The organism is Paenibacillus sp. NN59 (assembly GCF_057597225.1).
The window spans coordinates 5,314,562-5,331,137 of record NZ_CP199678.1; the positions used below are offsets into that span (position 1 = coordinate 5,314,562).

General features: G+C 45.4%; 14 protein-coding genes and 1 riboswitch. Of the genes, 4 read left to right on the plus strand and 10 right to left on the minus strand.

The window, feature by feature from the left end; genetic code table 11:
* Positions 1-295: 295 nt before the first annotated feature.
* A complete protein-coding gene (locus ACT89M_RS23215; protein WP_487344845.1) occupies positions 296-4,198 on the minus strand; it encodes a carbohydrate binding domain-containing protein in 3,903 nt (1,300 codons plus the stop codon).
* 529 nt (positions 4,199-4,727) lie between these two features.
* The gene (locus ACT89M_RS23220; protein ID WP_308723062.1) at positions 4,728-5,084 is read right to left on the minus strand and encodes a HesB/IscA family protein; all 357 of its coding nucleotides are present in this window, start codon (positions 5,082-5,084) and stop codon (positions 4,728-4,730) included.
* A gap of 447 nt (positions 5,085-5,531) precedes the next feature.
* On the opposite strand from ACT89M_RS23220, the gene mqnE reads away from it, so the two are divergent.
* Positions 5,532-6,638, plus strand: a complete 1,107-nt coding sequence (mqnE, locus tag ACT89M_RS23225) for an aminofutalosine synthase MqnE (RefSeq protein ID WP_090919549.1) — start codon at positions 5,532-5,534, stop codon at positions 6,636-6,638.
* Between the two features lie 262 nt (positions 6,639-6,900).
* Positions 6,901-7,962 (plus strand): NAD(P)/FAD-dependent oxidoreductase, encoded by a 1,062-nt coding sequence (locus tag ACT89M_RS23230; RefSeq protein ID WP_090919552.1) that lies wholly within the window; start codon positions 6,901-6,903, stop codon positions 7,960-7,962.
* 6 nt (positions 7,963-7,968) lie between these two features.
* Here the strand turns inward: ACT89M_RS23230 and ACT89M_RS23235 are convergent, their stop codons facing one another.
* Positions 7,969-8,223, minus strand: a complete 255-nt coding sequence (locus ACT89M_RS23235; protein ID WP_090919554.1) for a YuzB family protein — start codon at positions 8,221-8,223, stop codon at positions 7,969-7,971.
* A gap of 80 nt (positions 8,224-8,303) precedes the next feature.
* Here ACT89M_RS23235 and ACT89M_RS23240 point away from each other — a divergent pair, with 80 nt between their 5' ends.
* Positions 8,304-8,549: a NifU family protein gene (locus ACT89M_RS23240; RefSeq protein ID WP_053783253.1), complete on the plus strand. Its 246-nt coding sequence runs from the start codon at positions 8,304-8,306 to the stop codon at positions 8,547-8,549.
* Between the two features lie 75 nt (positions 8,550-8,624).
* On the opposite strand, the gene ACT89M_RS23245 is transcribed toward ACT89M_RS23240, so the two are convergent.
* Entirely contained in the window at positions 8,625-9,389 is a 765-nt protein-coding gene (locus ACT89M_RS23245) for an SDR family oxidoreductase (protein ID WP_154891069.1), read from the minus strand.
* Between the two features lie 222 nt (positions 9,390-9,611).
* Here ACT89M_RS23245 and ACT89M_RS23250 point away from each other — a divergent pair, with 222 nt between their 5' ends.
* Entirely contained in the window at positions 9,612-10,622 is a 1,011-nt protein-coding gene (locus tag ACT89M_RS23250) for a DUF2167 domain-containing protein (protein WP_487344846.1), read from the plus strand.
* 125 nt (positions 10,623-10,747) lie between these two features.
* Here the strand turns inward: ACT89M_RS23250 and ACT89M_RS23255 are convergent, their stop codons facing one another.
* From ACT89M_RS23255 to ACT89M_RS23280, 6 genes are all read right to left on the minus strand, one after another.
* Positions 10,748-11,584 carry a MetQ/NlpA family ABC transporter substrate-binding protein gene (locus ACT89M_RS23255; RefSeq protein ID WP_154891071.1) on the minus strand — a complete coding sequence of 279 codons (837 nt, stop codon included), beginning with the start codon at positions 11,582-11,584 and terminating at the stop codon, positions 10,748-10,750.
* Between the two features lie 41 nt (positions 11,585-11,625).
* Complete coding sequence (locus tag ACT89M_RS23260) at positions 11,626-12,285, minus strand: methionine ABC transporter permease (RefSeq protein ID WP_090919566.1); 660 nt, start codon at positions 12,283-12,285, stop codon at positions 11,626-11,628.
* Positions 12,285-13,319: a methionine ABC transporter ATP-binding protein gene (locus ACT89M_RS23265; protein ID WP_090919792.1), complete on the minus strand. Its 1,035-nt coding sequence runs from the start codon at positions 13,317-13,319 to the stop codon at positions 12,285-12,287. The genes ACT89M_RS23260 and ACT89M_RS23265 overlap by 1 nt, the downstream gene beginning before the upstream one ends.
* 121 nt (positions 13,320-13,440) lie before the next feature.
* A riboswitch (SAM riboswitch) is annotated at positions 13,441-13,580 on the minus strand.
* A 171-nt stretch (positions 13,581-13,751) separates the two neighbouring features.
* A complete protein-coding gene (locus ACT89M_RS23270; RefSeq protein ID WP_154985068.1) occupies positions 13,752-14,471 on the minus strand; it encodes a Cthe_2314 family HEPN domain-containing protein in 720 nt (239 codons plus the stop codon).
* A 264-nt stretch (positions 14,472-14,735) separates the two neighbouring features.
* A complete protein-coding gene (locus ACT89M_RS23275; RefSeq protein ID WP_139168884.1) occupies positions 14,736-15,674 on the minus strand; it encodes a COX15/CtaA family protein in 939 nt (312 codons plus the stop codon).
* Positions 15,675-16,094: 420 nt separating this feature from the next.
* On the minus strand, positions 16,095-16,439 hold the full coding sequence (locus ACT89M_RS23280; RefSeq protein ID WP_090919572.1) for a thioredoxin family protein: 345 nt from the start codon (positions 16,437-16,439) through the stop codon (positions 16,095-16,097).
* Between the last annotated feature and the right edge of the window lie 137 nt (positions 16,440-16,576).

A 16,576-nucleotide genomic window follows, 5' to 3' on the forward strand; every position in this document is an offset into this window, starting at 1 on the left:
TCTCCTTCAGTATCGTTTTTTTACTACCTATTATGTTAAGGTTGTTTCCCTAATTCACAATGTAACTATAAATGTTACAACTTATCTTGTCAATACGTTTTCTTTTATCTTTTAACCATACATCCACGAAAGATGTGGAGCTGGAATGAAGTTCATTAGATAACAATGAATAAAGTTGATCCTTGCACTAAAAATAAACAGATGAATATCCTCCTGCCAATATTATTAATGCCATAATAAGAAGCCTTGTTCTCAATAAACAAGGCTTCTTTCCTTTCTTCTTCACACCATCAACTTAGGCGCTCCTACGTCCCAATCTCCAAGGGGAAGCATGGATAAACTCTACTGGCAAAGATGTCACTGGGCTGTCACCATTACTTGAAAATGTTGCTCCCGCTGGGGCTCCTGATGTGATGACACCAGCATGATAAGTGCTTACCCCAAGAGGAAATACATAATTGCGACCCCCGTTGTTATCCCAAGTACCACTTCCGTTGTTGAAAACGGCCTCCAGTCCGGTCGATGTACCTACATCGATTGTAATTTTGTTATACCCTGGCAGGTCTGATACTGGGATTGGAACACCTGGAGGTGTCGTCCATGTCCCTCCTGCCGGACGGTAATGAATGTTAGGCTGCGCGTATCCCTGCTTATAGTAGAGTGTGACACTATTGCTCTTTGGTGCAGCATCGGTCGTCACACGGACTTCCGCACTTGCTGCCGATTTGTTCTGCGCTGCATCATAAGCTACAACATAGTAAACATGAGCTGTCTCAGCGTTCAAACCTGTATCCGTATACGCAGTTGTTGTGCTTGTGCCAATGTTGACGCCATCCCGAAATATTTCGTATCCGGTTACACCTGTATTATCTGTTGATGGACTCCAAGCAAGGGATACACGATCGGAAGCTTTTGAGGTGACTGTCAGATTTGTGGGTACGCTAGGCGGAGCCGTATCTGCTTGTGGCCCACCTTGAGTGATGACCCCTGCATTATAGGTGCTCACCCCTAAAGGGAACTGATAGTTCTTTCCACCGTTGTTGTCCCACGTACCGCTGCCATTGTTGAAAACCGCTTCAAGTCCGGTAGCAGTGCCTACATTCACGGTCATTTTCATGTATCCTGGCATTTCAGCTGCCGTCATTTTTACACCCGGAGCCGTCGTCCAGGTTCCACCTGTCGGACGATAATGAATATATGGATTGGTGTAACCCTGTTTGTAATATATGGTGACCACATTGCCTTCTTTGGTCTTTACCGTGACTGACTCACTGACGGCCGAGACATTTCCTGCCGCATCGACGGCTTTGATGGTGTATACATAATTGGTTGCGGGAGCGAGAGAAGAATCGGTATACGTCAGTCGGGTTGCTTCTCCAACTTTACTTCCATCACGATAGATGTCGTATCTCGCAACTCCGTAATTATCCTGACTTGCTACCCAGTCCACAGTTACAGTGGATGAAGTAGACTCTTTAATCACAACGTTTGTCGGTGCTGTTGGTGGCTCAGTATCTGCAACGAGTGTCTGCACTTGTAAAGTTTGACTGGCATCAGATATGTTATTGGCCTTATCCCTGGCTTTAATGCTGTACGTGTAGGTTTTGGCAGGTTCAAGTCCGGTATCTGTATACTCCGTCGTCTGGGAACTGCCCACTTTGGTGCCATTCCGATAGATATCATAACCATCGACACCAACATTGTCCGTAGCTGCTGTCCATTGAAGAGTGACACTTTGATCCGTTACACGTGTGGATTTCACCCCGGTTGGAGCGGAAGGCGGCATCTGATCCACGACTAGGAATGGGTGAGTACCCTGGATCGTTCCACCCGCATCCTCCACCACTTTACCAGTGGTGTCCTTCTTGTATTTTCCGGTTCCTACATACACCGTCTGAATCTCACTGCGAGTCACATTGCCGTTACCGTCTACCGCCTCGATATAATAGTCAACCAGTTGATCCCTGAAATCGTTGAAATAGGTATAATACATATCGCCGATTTCTTGAGCTCTTACACGTTTAAACATGTCCGTACTGCTTGGTTGCCAAGCCACCCCGTTGATGTCAGGCTTCAAATCACGCTTGGTCATCGGATATTCCTTCCAAAGGCTCACTTTTGCAGGATCAATGTTGGACACACCTTTGGCTTTGAGCGCTGCCGGATCATACACACGGAAAGTGTTATCCTTCGCATCCGCCTGCTTATCCCGATGAGTCCGTACTTTCACTTTGATATCACGAATCCCGCTCACATCATAAGCGTAGGTGTAGATGCCAAACGTATTGTCAAAATAATGAAGCGTCCATCCCTCTGCCTTACTAACATTGGCACTGCCTGGATTATACGGATAACGCTGCGGCCACCAGACTGACGGGCCTGTGCGATCCTTAGTTAGCTGGCCATTAACGTATGGCTTGGAGAAAAACAGAGACTGATTAAAGGATAGTGTCGGCTTCACACCGTCATCCACATTTTCATCATAGTATCCAAAACCGGAATCCAGCGCTGGCAAAAGGAAATACCAGCTCAGCTCTGCCGGGTTCGCCCCACCCTTATAATTGTTTGCCGGATCTCCCTTGACTGGGTAAGCCATCATCCATGGATTCAGCTGATTGCCTTCGTAGGTGATCTCCCGATCCAGTGCTGTAGAAGGTTTCCAATGGTTCGGGTTGTCATCCAGCCACATTTGTTCGGCTGTCTTTGCATAGTTGAGCGCTGCCTGTTCCAGGGCAAAGTTACGCTCCAGATAGTGATAACCGTATTCAAAGGATACCGTCATGCCTTCCTGAACCCCGTCCAGATTCTTTTTGGGCTCCAGTTGAAGACCGGTAGCTTTGTTGAACGCATCAAACTGTCCTTTCCAGATGCCAAAAGGTAGACGCCAGTGATACCATGTCGGATCGGATGAGGAGTCACGCGTATCGATCCACGAGCCATCCTGCACATGTACCACATCCTCGGCTTTTGGCGTATTCGTACGCAAGTACTCGTTGATGCTCTCTCCTTTTACCCCGGGTTGTGCATAAGTCACATCGCCTGCATTGCGCCAAGTGTCCTCAGAACCTGCACGGCCTGAAGAATTATCCCCATCATGTGCAATAACAAAAAACTGCTTCTGATCCACTAGTCCCTCAAATGGTTTGAGTGCATCTGCCTTCACCGAGCCTTGGTAGCCTTCTTCCCATGATTCTGCCTGAGCTACAGGGATACCAACAATCTTCTTCTCTGCTCCGGTTTCGGGATTCACGTGCCGCACCCAGTGCGGTGTAGAGGCAAATGGGTATTTGTTGTACACGACCTGTTTTTCATTGAACATCGGTGCAGACACCCACGAACCAACACTACTGGTGTTTTGCAGATCGGCTCGATTTGGTGGAGAAATCATCGTATCCTTGCCAGGATCGTTCAACAACGGATAATCTTTGAGAGTACGTGAAAAGTGATTGTTGCCGATCACAGACCATTCAATGCCCAGCTGATCCAGCACGGGAATAATGCGTTCCGAGAAGCCAAGCTCGGTCGGGAAGAAACCTTTGGATGATTTGAAGCTGTCCCCTAGGAAAAAGGGTTGAGCCATGACTGCATTTTGGTATATCAGATCCTTGAGCAAATATTCATTACCCGCAAGTGGCCCCATAGAGTGGTGCCCGGTAAAATGAACGAGATCCATCGTACGTTCTCCATGGGTCGTTTTCAGATTGTTGTACGCGCTCTTCCAGGGAGCACCCCAAGCTTTGTTGTTGTAACCGTTTACATTATTGGTATACATAAAGCTGTCCACATTGTTAAGAAGGGAGCCTGACATGGTTACCTGCATACCTGTGGCTGGATGGTTATTTTTGAGATCACCTGCCACTTGCCATGGCCAACTGAGATAGGCTCCTGTTTTCGCATGATGCGTGTAATAAGCGACCAGATCGTCATGTGGCATCGGTGCACCACCAGGCAGAAAATACGGATAACCTGCTGGGGGATTTTTTTTCAATTCTATGACTTGCCCGTCATAGGTGTATCGGATGGGTGATCCTACAGGTGTGGAAGCATACTTGGCCGTATCGTAGTAAGCCCAGAAATTCGGCATATGGTTATGGTACACATGGGAAGCGGAGATTTCAGCATAAGCTGCTGGGGTATGTGTGGAAACAACGATGGATAATGCCAACAGAAATGCGCCTAGCCTGCGCACAAGCTTCATGTTTTTCCTCCCTTATCTGTTGCCCCTGTGGGGACCATGAATTTGAATTCATTTGAAAGTCAGTAGAACCTTGCTAACGAATCTTTTGTTTGAATGTGAAAATGAGCCTGCTATCGCGCCTCCTCTCTCCTGTAATCCTGTCATTCTTTGATTTTCTGCTAAAAAAATCTTCGAGCGATCCAAGCAAGATAACGCCTTTTTGCACAAACGTTTGCATATTTAAGAAATGAATAACCTCTTATACACCAACGATTATCGGGTATGACACCGGCAAATACGTCGATTATAAGTTTAATTATTGCAAACGTTTGCACAAAATAATATACCTACACATGGAACAAAATGTCAATATCGGAAATGCGTAATCAACCCTCCCCACTTCAGACTGGCTTAAAGTACCTATCAAACTACACGAAGCACAAAAAAGCACACTTCCAGCGAATCCTCTTCGCCGAAAATGTGCCTTGACCGTTGTATCTTTTTGAACGCTTTAATGTATTGACACGCTCAACCCCATACTATTCGCAGATTAACAATCTTTATCCGGTACCCCTGCTTCTTCACGTGTACGGAAGGATGAGCCGCAGCCGCATGTAGCTACTGCGTTCGGGTTGTGAATGGTGAATCCGCCGGACATGCCGGAATCTTCAAAATCAATTTCAAGTCCATTCAAATATTTCACATTTTCTTTTTCCACAACGACTTTCATGTCCTGAATGTCCATATATATATCCTTATCGGACTCTTTATCGTCAAAGCCCATGGCGTACGAAAATCCGGTACAACCGCCCGGTGCTACGCCAAGACGCAGGAACATTCCAGGGGTCTCTTGCTGTGCAAGCATCTCTTTCAATCGGTCTGCAGCCGTTTCGCTGATACTAATCATGCCAGGTCACTCTCCTTTTCATCACTCTTCCTTCAAATTATACTCCACTCCGTCAAGGGGCTCAAGTCATGTTTGCCCGCTTCCGCGTTCCCCATGAACTCCTTTTTCTTCCCAGTGTATTGAACCCCTGCGACACGAGGTTTATAATGGATAGGTGGTCACTCTGAAAATGTCAATATTTTGTCATGAGATATTCGGATGTTGGTCATATATGGAGTTGTAATTTTTTTCACATTTCGAGACTGGTTATCAGTCCCCAATGCATATAGAGTCACTTTGACTCCTTTTGAAAAAATAAACTTTTCGATTGCAGCACACGCTGCACCGGGTAATAAGAGTTAGTCTTTCACAGGAAGGCGGCAGTTGACCGCATCTTTGCTATGTATTTCTGTTTAATGGTTCAACACACCACAACTCGAATTCCGGTAAAGAACAGGAGGAAACAGCATGTCTACATTGGTAACACCGTTCACCGACAAAAGAATGGCTGAAATCGTTGAGAAAGTACAGAACGGCGTAAGGCTGAGCGTAGAAGACGGCGTATATCTGTATCAAACAGATGATCTGCTGACTTTGGGCCAGCTGGCCAATGAGGCCAATCTGCGGAAGAACGGCAAGAAAGTCTATTTTATTGAGAACATGAGCCTTTATTTCACCAACGTATGCGAAGCTCGCTGCGCATTTTGTAATTTCCGCAAAGACCAGGGTGAGGAAGGCTCTTATACGTTATCCGGTCCGGAAATGATCGACTATGTGGAACAGCATATTCATCCAGGCGTGCGTGAGTTCCATATTGTAGGTGGACATAACAACCATGTTCCTTTTCAATATTATGTCGATTCACTACGTGCTTTAAACGAAAAATATCCGGATGTCACGCTGAAAGCTTACACTGCGGCAGAGATTGATTTCTTCACCCGCATCAGCGGCCTGAGCATCAAGGAAGTTCTGCAGGAGTTGCAAAAAGCTGGCCTGAAAACACTGACTGGTGGCGGCGCCGAGATTCTCTCGGATGAATACCGCAAAAAAATGCGTGTAGACAAAGCCAACGTGGATCGTTATCTTGAGGTGCACCGCACAGCTCATGAGCTCGGCATGCGTACACATACGACGATGTTGTATGGATCGATCGAATCCTATGAGGACCGCGTCAATCATATGGTGCAGATTCGTGAACTGCAAGACGAGACCAACGGATTCATGGTCTTTATTCCGCTTTCCATGCAGCCAAAAAGTAAAAACGCAAGCATTATGCGTCGTAACTCGGCTTATGAGGATCTGAAAACAATTGCGATCAGCCGACTGATGCTGGATAACATCGATCATATCAAAGCATACTTCATTAACATCGGTCCACAGCTGGCTCAAGTTGCCCTTGGATTCGGTGCTTCGGATGCACATGGTACGATTGTTCGCGAACGGATTAGTCATGCCGCAGGTGCTCTCACACCTGAAGGCCTTACACGTAAAGAGCTCATATGGCTTATTAAGGGTGCGGGACGTATTCCAGTAGAACGTGATACGTTCTACAATGAAATACAAGTTTACGAATAGCTCTGATTAGTTTCATTGATCTAGGCAAGGATTACAGCAGCAGAAGCATCACTCATCAAAGAACGATACTTTCTTCAATCAGAGGGGACGTTTGATCAGAGTGATGCTTAACTGTGATCACATATTTCAAATTTTTATCTTTTCATTATGAATTATTCAAATTATCAAACTAAAACAACACACGGAGCAGCTATGTGAGGACATAGCTGCTCCGCAGGTTACAGCCCCAGCAGTGGGACTGATGCAGAAAGGAAGCCGAGTCATGAAAAATTTCGTCATTCTTGGAGGCGGTTATGGCGGCCTCACGATCATCAAGGAACTTCTGGAAGGTAAAATTCCGTCAGATACGCAAATTGTACTGGTGGATCGCAGCCCCTTTCAAGGATTAAAGACCGAATATTACGCACTCGCAGCAGGAACAGTATCCGATTACGACCTGCGTATCCATTTTCCGGTAAATGAGAAAGTAACACACCGTTTCGGTGAGGTTACAGCCATTAATCTGGAGCAGCGTCAGATTGAATTCGAAGGTCAGGAACCGCTTGAATATGACAAGCTTGTGATTGGACTAGGTTGTACGGATCGTTTCCACAATACACCTGGTGCTGAAGAATACAGCTGTACCATTCAGAGTTTCAGCAAAACACGCGAGACGTACCTGCGTCTGAATGAGGTAAAAGCTTATGGGCATGTTCACATTGTGGGCGGTGGCCTAAGTGGTGTTGAGATGGCAGCCGAATTACGCGAAAGCAGACCGGATCTGAATATCAGTATTCTGGATCGCGGTGAACGAGTATTATCCGCATTCCCTCAACGTCTCTCCTCTTATGTTCACGAATGGTTCGGCGAACATCAGGTTGAAGCACGAGGACATATTGCTATCTCGCGAGTCGAGCCTAACGCGATCTACAACCGCGATGAACAGATTCAAACGGATGCTGTTGTATGGACGGCAGGCATTCAGCCGGTGAAAGTCGTTCAAGACCTTGATGTAACGAAAGACCCACAAGGTCGTGTCGTATTAAATGAGTACTATCAGATTCCGGAGTATACCGACGTTTACGTGGTAGGTGACTGTGCCAGTGTACCTTATGCACCGAGTGGTCAGGCTGCGGAGGTTCAGGGTGAACAGATCGCTCATATTCAGCATGCCCTCTGGAAAGGCGAAAAGCCCAATCCGCAGCCTCTTAAGCTTCGCGGCACACTGGGCGCGCTTGGCAAGAAAGCTGGATTTGGGCTGATGGGCAAAACGTCCATGATGGGACGAGTGCCTCGTATTCTGAAAAGCGGCGTGCTCTGGATGTCCAAGCGTCATCTTGGTTAATTGAGGTTAATCGAGATCCAGCGCGTCCCAGGCATCCGCTTCGGCAATTTTGGCTAGAATGGCGTTATATAGATCTTCTACTTTATCTGTGGTTACGACTTCACCATTGACCAAGGCAAAAGGTGTCATATAACATTGACCACAATTGGTCAGACAGCCGTATTCAATCACGTCATAGTCCGGATTTTCATCCAGTTGATCCATGACTTCATCCGTGCCAAAATGCATATTGTTAGCACAAAATTCAATAATTGGTCTCATTTCAGTTCACCTGCTTTGTTTGACCATTTTAATTTATGGTCATTTGTAATATAATATAGGAAGGAAAGGAGTTGAACAATATGAGCGAAAACGCACAAAGCACCATGTATGATGAGGTATCTGATGTGCTTGATAAACTTCGTCCGTTCCTGCAACGCGATGGCGGTGACGTGGAACTGGTCGACGTGGAGGACGGCATCATTAAGCTGAAACTGGTCGGTGCCTGCGGCAGTTGCCCAAGCTCCACCATTACCTTAAAAGCCGGGATTGAACGCGCCCTTCTTGAAGAAGTTGAGGGTGTACAAGAAGTTGTACAAGTATTCTAATCAATCCTTCACGAAATAAACCTCAGAGAGCCTTTCGCTTCGCAAGAAGCGAGAGGCTCTTTTTTTGTAATTCCATCAGATGGTAGGCCGGATCGGATCAAGTCCTCCAGATACATCCATAATGTTGCCTGTTATAAAATCCGAATGATCTAAGCACAGGTACGTGATCACTCGCGCAATATCTTCTCCACTGCCAGGCCGACCTCTTGGTGTTTCTTTATCAGTTATGCCCGCAATCTCATCAATCATTTTCTCTTTGTTCGCACCACGAATATCTCCGGGGCAAACCATATTGACCGTAATCCCATAAGGTGCCTCTTCAACAGCAAGAGTCTTGGTAAACGAAACCAGACCTACCTTGGCAGCAGCATATACGGCACGATGAGGCCAGGATCTTGCTTCACCCGCGTGACTGAAGCCAAAATGAATAATACGTCCCCACTGCTTGCGGCGCATTTCCGGCAAAACAAGCTGATCCAGAATCATTGGCCCGAGCAGGTTGCCCTGCACTAACATCTGTACCTCTGCTTCGGAATAATCTGCGAACACCCGACGCTCTCGTACAAAAGGGCCGGCGTTATTCACCAGAATATCAATATTCCCCAACTGCGTTTGTACCGTATCAACGAGCGTATGAATCTCTTCTACTTTGGATATATCCGCCTGAACGGCAATGCAGCGCACCCCTTTAGCGATAATCTGAGCTTGCAACGATTCGGCTTCTGTTCTGCTATGCACATAATTAAGGGCAATGTGGCATCCCTGATCCGCCAGACTGAGGGCTGTCATTTTACCAAGACCTTTGGCACTTCCCGTTATGAGGGCAATCTTTCCCTTCACGTTCATCCCCCTCTTCAAAGAGCAGTCACTCATTCAGTATAAAAGATTTAGGCTTGCCTCACAACTTGCATGTGCTCACAATCTGTTCCAGTTATTTAACTAATACAAATAAGTCCTGATTATCCAAATTTATCTTGATCATCTTACATACCTGTGATAATGTCTTAACGTCGTTTCTTATCTAAAAAAACGCCATTATCATGTTCGAAAGGATCGTGTTCAATGAAGAAATGGTTCAAATTGAGTTCATTTAGACTCACAGTGCCATTAGTTCTAATGTATTCTATACTATTAGCGGATATCGGACCCGTCTCTGCTACCAATGAGCACATTACCTCATCATCCAATGAATACGAATGGGTGGATGGTCCGAATAGCGTATCTCTCGATGGCAAAGCCTCACTTGAGCTTCCAGCAAACTACTCATTTCTAGGTAAAACGGATACACAACGTTCCATGCTGGAACTTGGTAATCAACCGAACGGGAATGAGATCGGAAGCCTGTACAGTAACGACCCCATGGGTTCATGGTCTGTCATATTCGAATACGTGCAAAGCGGGCATATTCATGACGATGACGAAAATCAATTGGATGCTCACGAGTTATTAAGTAACTATATGCGTTGGGAAGTTGAACATAACCGTAATGCAACAGAAGAAAATGAACTCCATGTAACAGGGTGGGAGGTTGCACCTGATTATAATCCTTCCAGTCATCAACTGATTTATGCACTCGGATTCAAAGATAGCTACGAACAAGCCTTGGTCAATTATAATGTTAATCTTTTAACACGCGAAGGTTATATCACGGCGATTCTGGTAACCGAAAAAGCGAATTTGGAGCAAAGTCGTGCTGCTTTTGAAGAAACGGTACTTGGGCATCTTACCGTGAATCCAGGATTCAGATATGAGGATTATAATGATAAAACCGACCAAACATCACGTCTTGGCCTGAACAGTCTCGTGCTGGGGGGAATTCCTTATACCGCGGAAGAGGAAAGTATTTGGAAATTTTTGAAGCATAGATGGTATTGGGGTCTGGGTTTATTCATATTGTTATTTAGCTGGGTCAGATACCAACAGAAAAGAGATGCACTCCATCAAGAGGAAACACAGTATCCGGTGACCCGGGAATATAACTATGAAGAACACGAGCAACAACATACTGCGGAACAGAATGAACTAACGTACTACCGCTCTTCGGATAAAAATTCAAAAACAGAGAATACATAATCATAAATTCAAGTTAACCAACACAGTTTACTAACAATAAGAAAAGGCCGCGCTCTCACATTAGAGAGCCGCGGCCTTTGTTGTAATACATATCAGCAATACTTACGCTGATCTCTCAGAGAACCTTAAAATGCAGGTTCAACTGCACCTTGGTAACGTTCTTTGATGAATTTTTTCACCGTTTCGGAGTGAAGAGCTTCTGCCAGTTTTTTGATAGCGTCGGCGTCTTTGTTATCTTCACGGGACACGAGAATGTTAGCATATGGATTGCCTTGCAGATCTTCGATCAACAATGCATCTTTAGATGGATTGAGGTTTGCTTCCAGCGCATAGTTTGCGTTGATAAATACCAGATCAGCTTCATCCAGCTGACGAGGCATCATAGCTGCATCCAGTTCGATGATTTCCAGGTTTTTCGGATTCGCCGTAATGTCCTGTTTAGTGGATGCAATGTTTGTATCATCTTTGAGGGTAATCAGCCCTTTTTTCGCAAGCAACAAGAGTGCACGTCCACCATTCGATGGGTCGTTTGGAATAGCCACTTTAGCGCCATCTTTCAGTTCATCCAGGGATTTAATCTTTTTGGAGTAACCACCGAAAGGCTCAACATGGACTGGAGTCACAGCAACAAGGTTGAATCCGCGCTCTTTGTTCTCTGTATCAAGGTAAGGCTGATGCTGGAAAAAGTTTGCGTCCAGTTTCTTATCTGCCAGCTGTTGGTTAGGTTGCACATAGTCGTTAAACGTCACCACTTGCAAACGAATGCCTTGTGCTTCAAGTTCAGGTTTGATGCTTTCCAGAATTTCAGCATGTGGTGTAGGCGAAGCACCGACTTTCAATTCAACGGTACGCGGAGCACCTGCTGCGTTATCCGCACCACTGTCGGATTTCTTGTTGTTGCCGCAAGCTGCGAGCACGGCAATCATCATCAAGCTGATTAAAATAATAGACCATTTTTTCATCTGTAAAAACCCCTTCGCATTTTTATTTTTCAATCTATCTGTTATTTCCGGGTGAAATAAATGACCAGACGATCGCCAATCATCTGCAAGAGCTGAACCAGTATAATCATGGATACAACAGAAATAATCATGATCTCATTCTGATATCGATAGTATCCATAGTTAATGGCCAGTGTACCCAGACCTCCACCGCCGACCATACCCGCCATGGCCGTATAGGACACCAACGTAACGATGGTAATTGTAATTCCGGCAAGCAAGCCAGGTAAAGCCTCAGGTAACAACACCCGTCTTACGATCTGAGCTGTAGATGCCCCCATTGCCTGAGCTGCTTCAATGACGCCGCGGTCCACTTCACGTAAAGTATTCTCCACCAGACGTGCAAAATACGGAGCAGCCGAGATAACCAGCGGTGGAATGACACCAAGCACACCTGTAGCGGTGCCCACCAGCGTACGCGTAAACGGAATAAGAGCAACAATTAATATGATGAAAGGTACCGAACGTAAAATATTAACAATAACTGATAATATGATGTAGGTTAGCTTTGAACTAGGTGAAGCCGATCTGCCTGTCATAAACAGAATGACACCAAGCGGCAAACCCAAGAGAACAGTAAACAAACCGGATACAGCAAGAATCTGCAATGTTTCAATGGAGGCCGTACCGACCTCTTCCCAGCGTACTTTGGAAAAATCCATTATCGGAGCACCTCCACATCAAGTCCTTCTGCGGTTAGTTCGGACAAGGTCTGCTCAATCGCAGCGGAGTCACCTTCAAAACGCACCGTCAGTTGACCATAAGGAACCTGCTTGATTGTAGAGATTGTACCTTGCAGAATAGCGAAATCCACACCTGTTTTACGAACTGTTCTCGACAGAATCGCCTCATAGGTTTTATCTCCAAGAAATGAGACCTTCACCAACTTGGAAGAAACACCTGCTGGCAACTCTGTCCCGGCATTTGCCATAACCGCTTCCTCCAGTGCCAGTCCACCTTCGCTGTCACGTGAGACAAAATCCCGCGTGATTGCATGTTGCGGTTTCAGGAACACTTCCGTTACTGGACCTTGCTCCACAATACCACCTTGATGAATAACAGCCACCCGATCGCAAATGTTCTGGATGACGTGCATTTCGTGAGTAATTAGCACAATCGTCAGATTATACTTTTCATTGATATCCAGCAATAACTTCAGAATCGAATTGGTGGTTTGCGGATCAAGTGCCGAGGTTGCCTCATCACAGAGAAGAACATTCGGATCACTTGCCAGAGCTCTCGCTATACCTACACGCTGCTTCTGTCCGCCAGACAGCTGTGCCGGATATTTGCTGCTATGTTGCTCCAGACCAACCAGAGCGAGCATTTCCTTCACCTTGCGATCAATCGCATCCTTAGGTGTGTTGACCAGTTTTAAAGGGAAAGCCACATTGTCGTATACCGTTGCAGAAGACAGCAGATTAAAATGCTGAAAGATCATACCAATCTTGCGTCTTTGCTGCTGTAGTTCACTTTTGCTAAGCTCAGTCAGGTTAATACCATCGACCCAAACCTCACCTTCTGTCGGGCGCTCAAGTAAATTGATACATCGGATCAATGTGCTTTTCCCTGCACCTGAGTGACCAATAACTCCAAAAATCTCACCCTTCTGAATCTTCAGATCAAGGTGTGACAACGCCGTCGTTGTTTTGGCACGTCTGCCATATGTTTTGGTTAATCCAACCAATTCGATCACTAATACTGCTCCTTCCCCATCACCTACATATATCTTTACCCGAAGGAAGGGAAAACTCCCCGTTCTACGCAAAAAAAGAGCCCTTTGCAGATACAAAGATGGCTCTTCACGTGAAATGACCTTCTCATCTGCCAAAATCATGTGCAACATGATTCTGTAGGAATTAGCACCTAACATCAACAAGGATAACCATTCATGTCATCATCGTTGATCGGTTGCCGGGCTTCATCGGGCCTGTCCCTCCGCCACTCTCGATAAGAGAAATATAAAGTTGTAGGTTTATATAGTTTCATGTAGTTCGTCATGTATAATGACCGAACTGCATCAAATGCTGTATTGAAGACACGATTCCATGTAAGATTCGATCTGGAACTCAGTATAATCAAAGTATTCCGATTTGTCAAATGGTATTATTTAAAATCATTGCTATACCTAATGTTTCAAAATCTGTTTACGCCAGATTCGATTGATGTATCGATAGGCCATATTCAGTGTTTCACAGACCATATCTACACCTTGCTGCATTTCGAGAAGATGCTGATCAAGATCCTCCAGCTTCACTTTGCCACGCAACGTCTGATGTAACTGCCACAAATCATCCTGCATTTCCGAATTCATGTAATGAATCTCCATATTACGCCGCTTTCGCAATCTGCTCATCGGTTCTCGGTACGCTTCCTTAATCTTAATTAATTGCTGTGCCAACTCATGATGATCCCGATAATATTCGAATTGCCTCAGAACGGTATAATAGGAGAAATGCACTTTGGTTTTGGATGTATTTAGTTGGAAAACTTCATTCAAGACCGTACCCAATTTGTCCAGAATCGCGAAGCACCGAATAAAGGCATCTTTATAAAAATAAACGTACCGGGCATACTCAGATTTCTCAGCAGAACTCATATCGCGCGTTGAACCTGCAACTACTTTTTTACGAAAATGTACGGCTGCAAAATAACTTTGCTCCAGTTCATCCAACGAAGAGATTAGTCCCTGTGTCCATACATACAGCTTCCGATAATCATGGTTCGGATCATGATCCACATACATCTGTTTTTCAAAAGACTCCAGTGTAAACGCCATGGTATCCATGGCTTGTTTCAGTTTCCCTTGATTCACTCGTGGCTTTTCTCCCAGTAACGTACGTAGCATAGAAGACCTCCTCTTTCCACTGATGATGCAAAATATATATGTTTTCACAGCTGTTGAACAGCTGAAGATGAATTAAAGCGCTATGTGACGTTCGGTTAATCGTTACAACTTGATTTAGGTTGCCCTGCTACCTCCGACATCAAACAAAAGTCCACCTCTCCAATGATCTACATCACCGGATGGTGGACTTTCCAACATGGCCCAGCGCAGCTTCAGGACAATGTAATAAACTTACTTTTTTAAAACACAAAATTCATAAGCTGTTTAGAAACGGTTCACCGGGCGGTGCAGCTTGTACACAAGGAAGCTCATATAGGTCAAGATACCGAACAGTATAGCGATATCCAGCATATGTGCCAGCGCCACAAACATGTAAACTTCCGGGCGATTAATCGTCCACATCATGAACATACCGATAACCACTTGCAACAGAATTAAAACGACGGATAACACACCGAGTGTCCGTAGCTCGCGGTTGTCCGGGTGTTTACGGTAAGCAAAATGTCCTAGGATCGCGATTACGATCACGAGTGACACAGCTGCCAGACGATGGGCAAAGGCCACAGCTACCCCGCCAGAAAGTTCAGGCACAATCTGCCCATTACATAGCGGGAATCCGGAACACCCGCCAGCCGAATTCGTATGGCTTACAAATGCGCCTGTATACACGACCAGGTACGTATAGATGGTTGAAAACCAGACCAGGTTACGAAATCCCTTACTAACGCGAGGATACTGGTTCAGACGTTCCAAACCGCCATATCTCGCCTCTTGCCTAATCCCGAGAGCCATCATCAATGAACTGGCAAAAGCAATGAGTGCGAACCCAAAGTGTAGAGCCATGACCGCGGAAGATTGCGAGAACACAACGGCGAAAGCGCCCATAATTCCCTGAATAATCACAAATAAAAGGGTTAGAAACGAGAACAATTGCAAATCACGACGCTGCTTGCCAAAACGTAAGAAGGCAACAAAAGATGCGATGGACAACAGCCCTGCCAATGCACTGACAGCACGGTGGGAGTATTCAATCAGAGAGGCAACAGTATGTGCTGGTACAAGCTTACCGTTACATAAAGGCCACTGTGTTCCGCAGCCAAGGCCCGATTCGGTTTTCGTCACGATCCCGCCGCCAAAGGTAGCCAGGAACATAACAAGACAGGTTAATACGGTTAACCATTTAAACAATGTTAAGTGCTTCAATTTTTTCTCACCCGCTGTTGGTTTAAGATGGCGAAGAAGTTCTTCGCTTGATAATCAATGCCGATTCATTATTGTTGCTAGTGTTGTTTCCATAAGAAGGCTCATTACAGCACTTGTTTTGTACTTTGACACTAATTTCACAACTAAATCCATTATACCGGATAAAAGCATCATTGACGCCGCGCTTTGTGACAAAATGTTAACGTCTATTAAAAATTTGACCAGCAGGTCATTATATTTCGAATTTATGTATGTAGGCCCCTACCCATCTCGGTAGCCTTAAGCTACTCACCTCAAGCCAAATAAAAACAAGGCAGTCTTAAGCCTGAAGACGGCTCAACCGACAGCCTTGTATTTGCATACCTATCTTACAGTCTACCCTGTCTTGAAGACATTCATTCCCTGCGATGCACTTAGGCCTTACTTGTGAATGGTATTGTAGACCTCAACCGCACGATCCAAAAACTGCTCAATCTCTTCTCTCGACTTACGCAGCTTGTTCACATAGCGCACCAGTTCACGTCCGTCCGTGTAGGCTACAAAACTTGGAATACCCAAAATATTTTGCTCCTGACTTACTGTACCCACCTGATCAACATCCACCTCAATCAGGGTCAAGTCACGTGAATACTTCGTTTCCACCTCAGGCATAAACGGATCGATGTATTTGCAATCCCCGCACCAGTCTGCCTTAAATACGGCCACTGTCAAACGTGGAGATTGAATCGCCACATCAAATTCCGGCTTGGATGTAATCTGTTCCATTGTCACATCTCCCTTTCTGTACCTCGTCTCCCTCTAAGTGAAGCAAATTGGTGATTGGAAGTCAAATGTTCAGCGCATACTTAGAATAACCACAAGTCCTGGCATATCAAACACAGATATTCATGAAAGGATGTTCC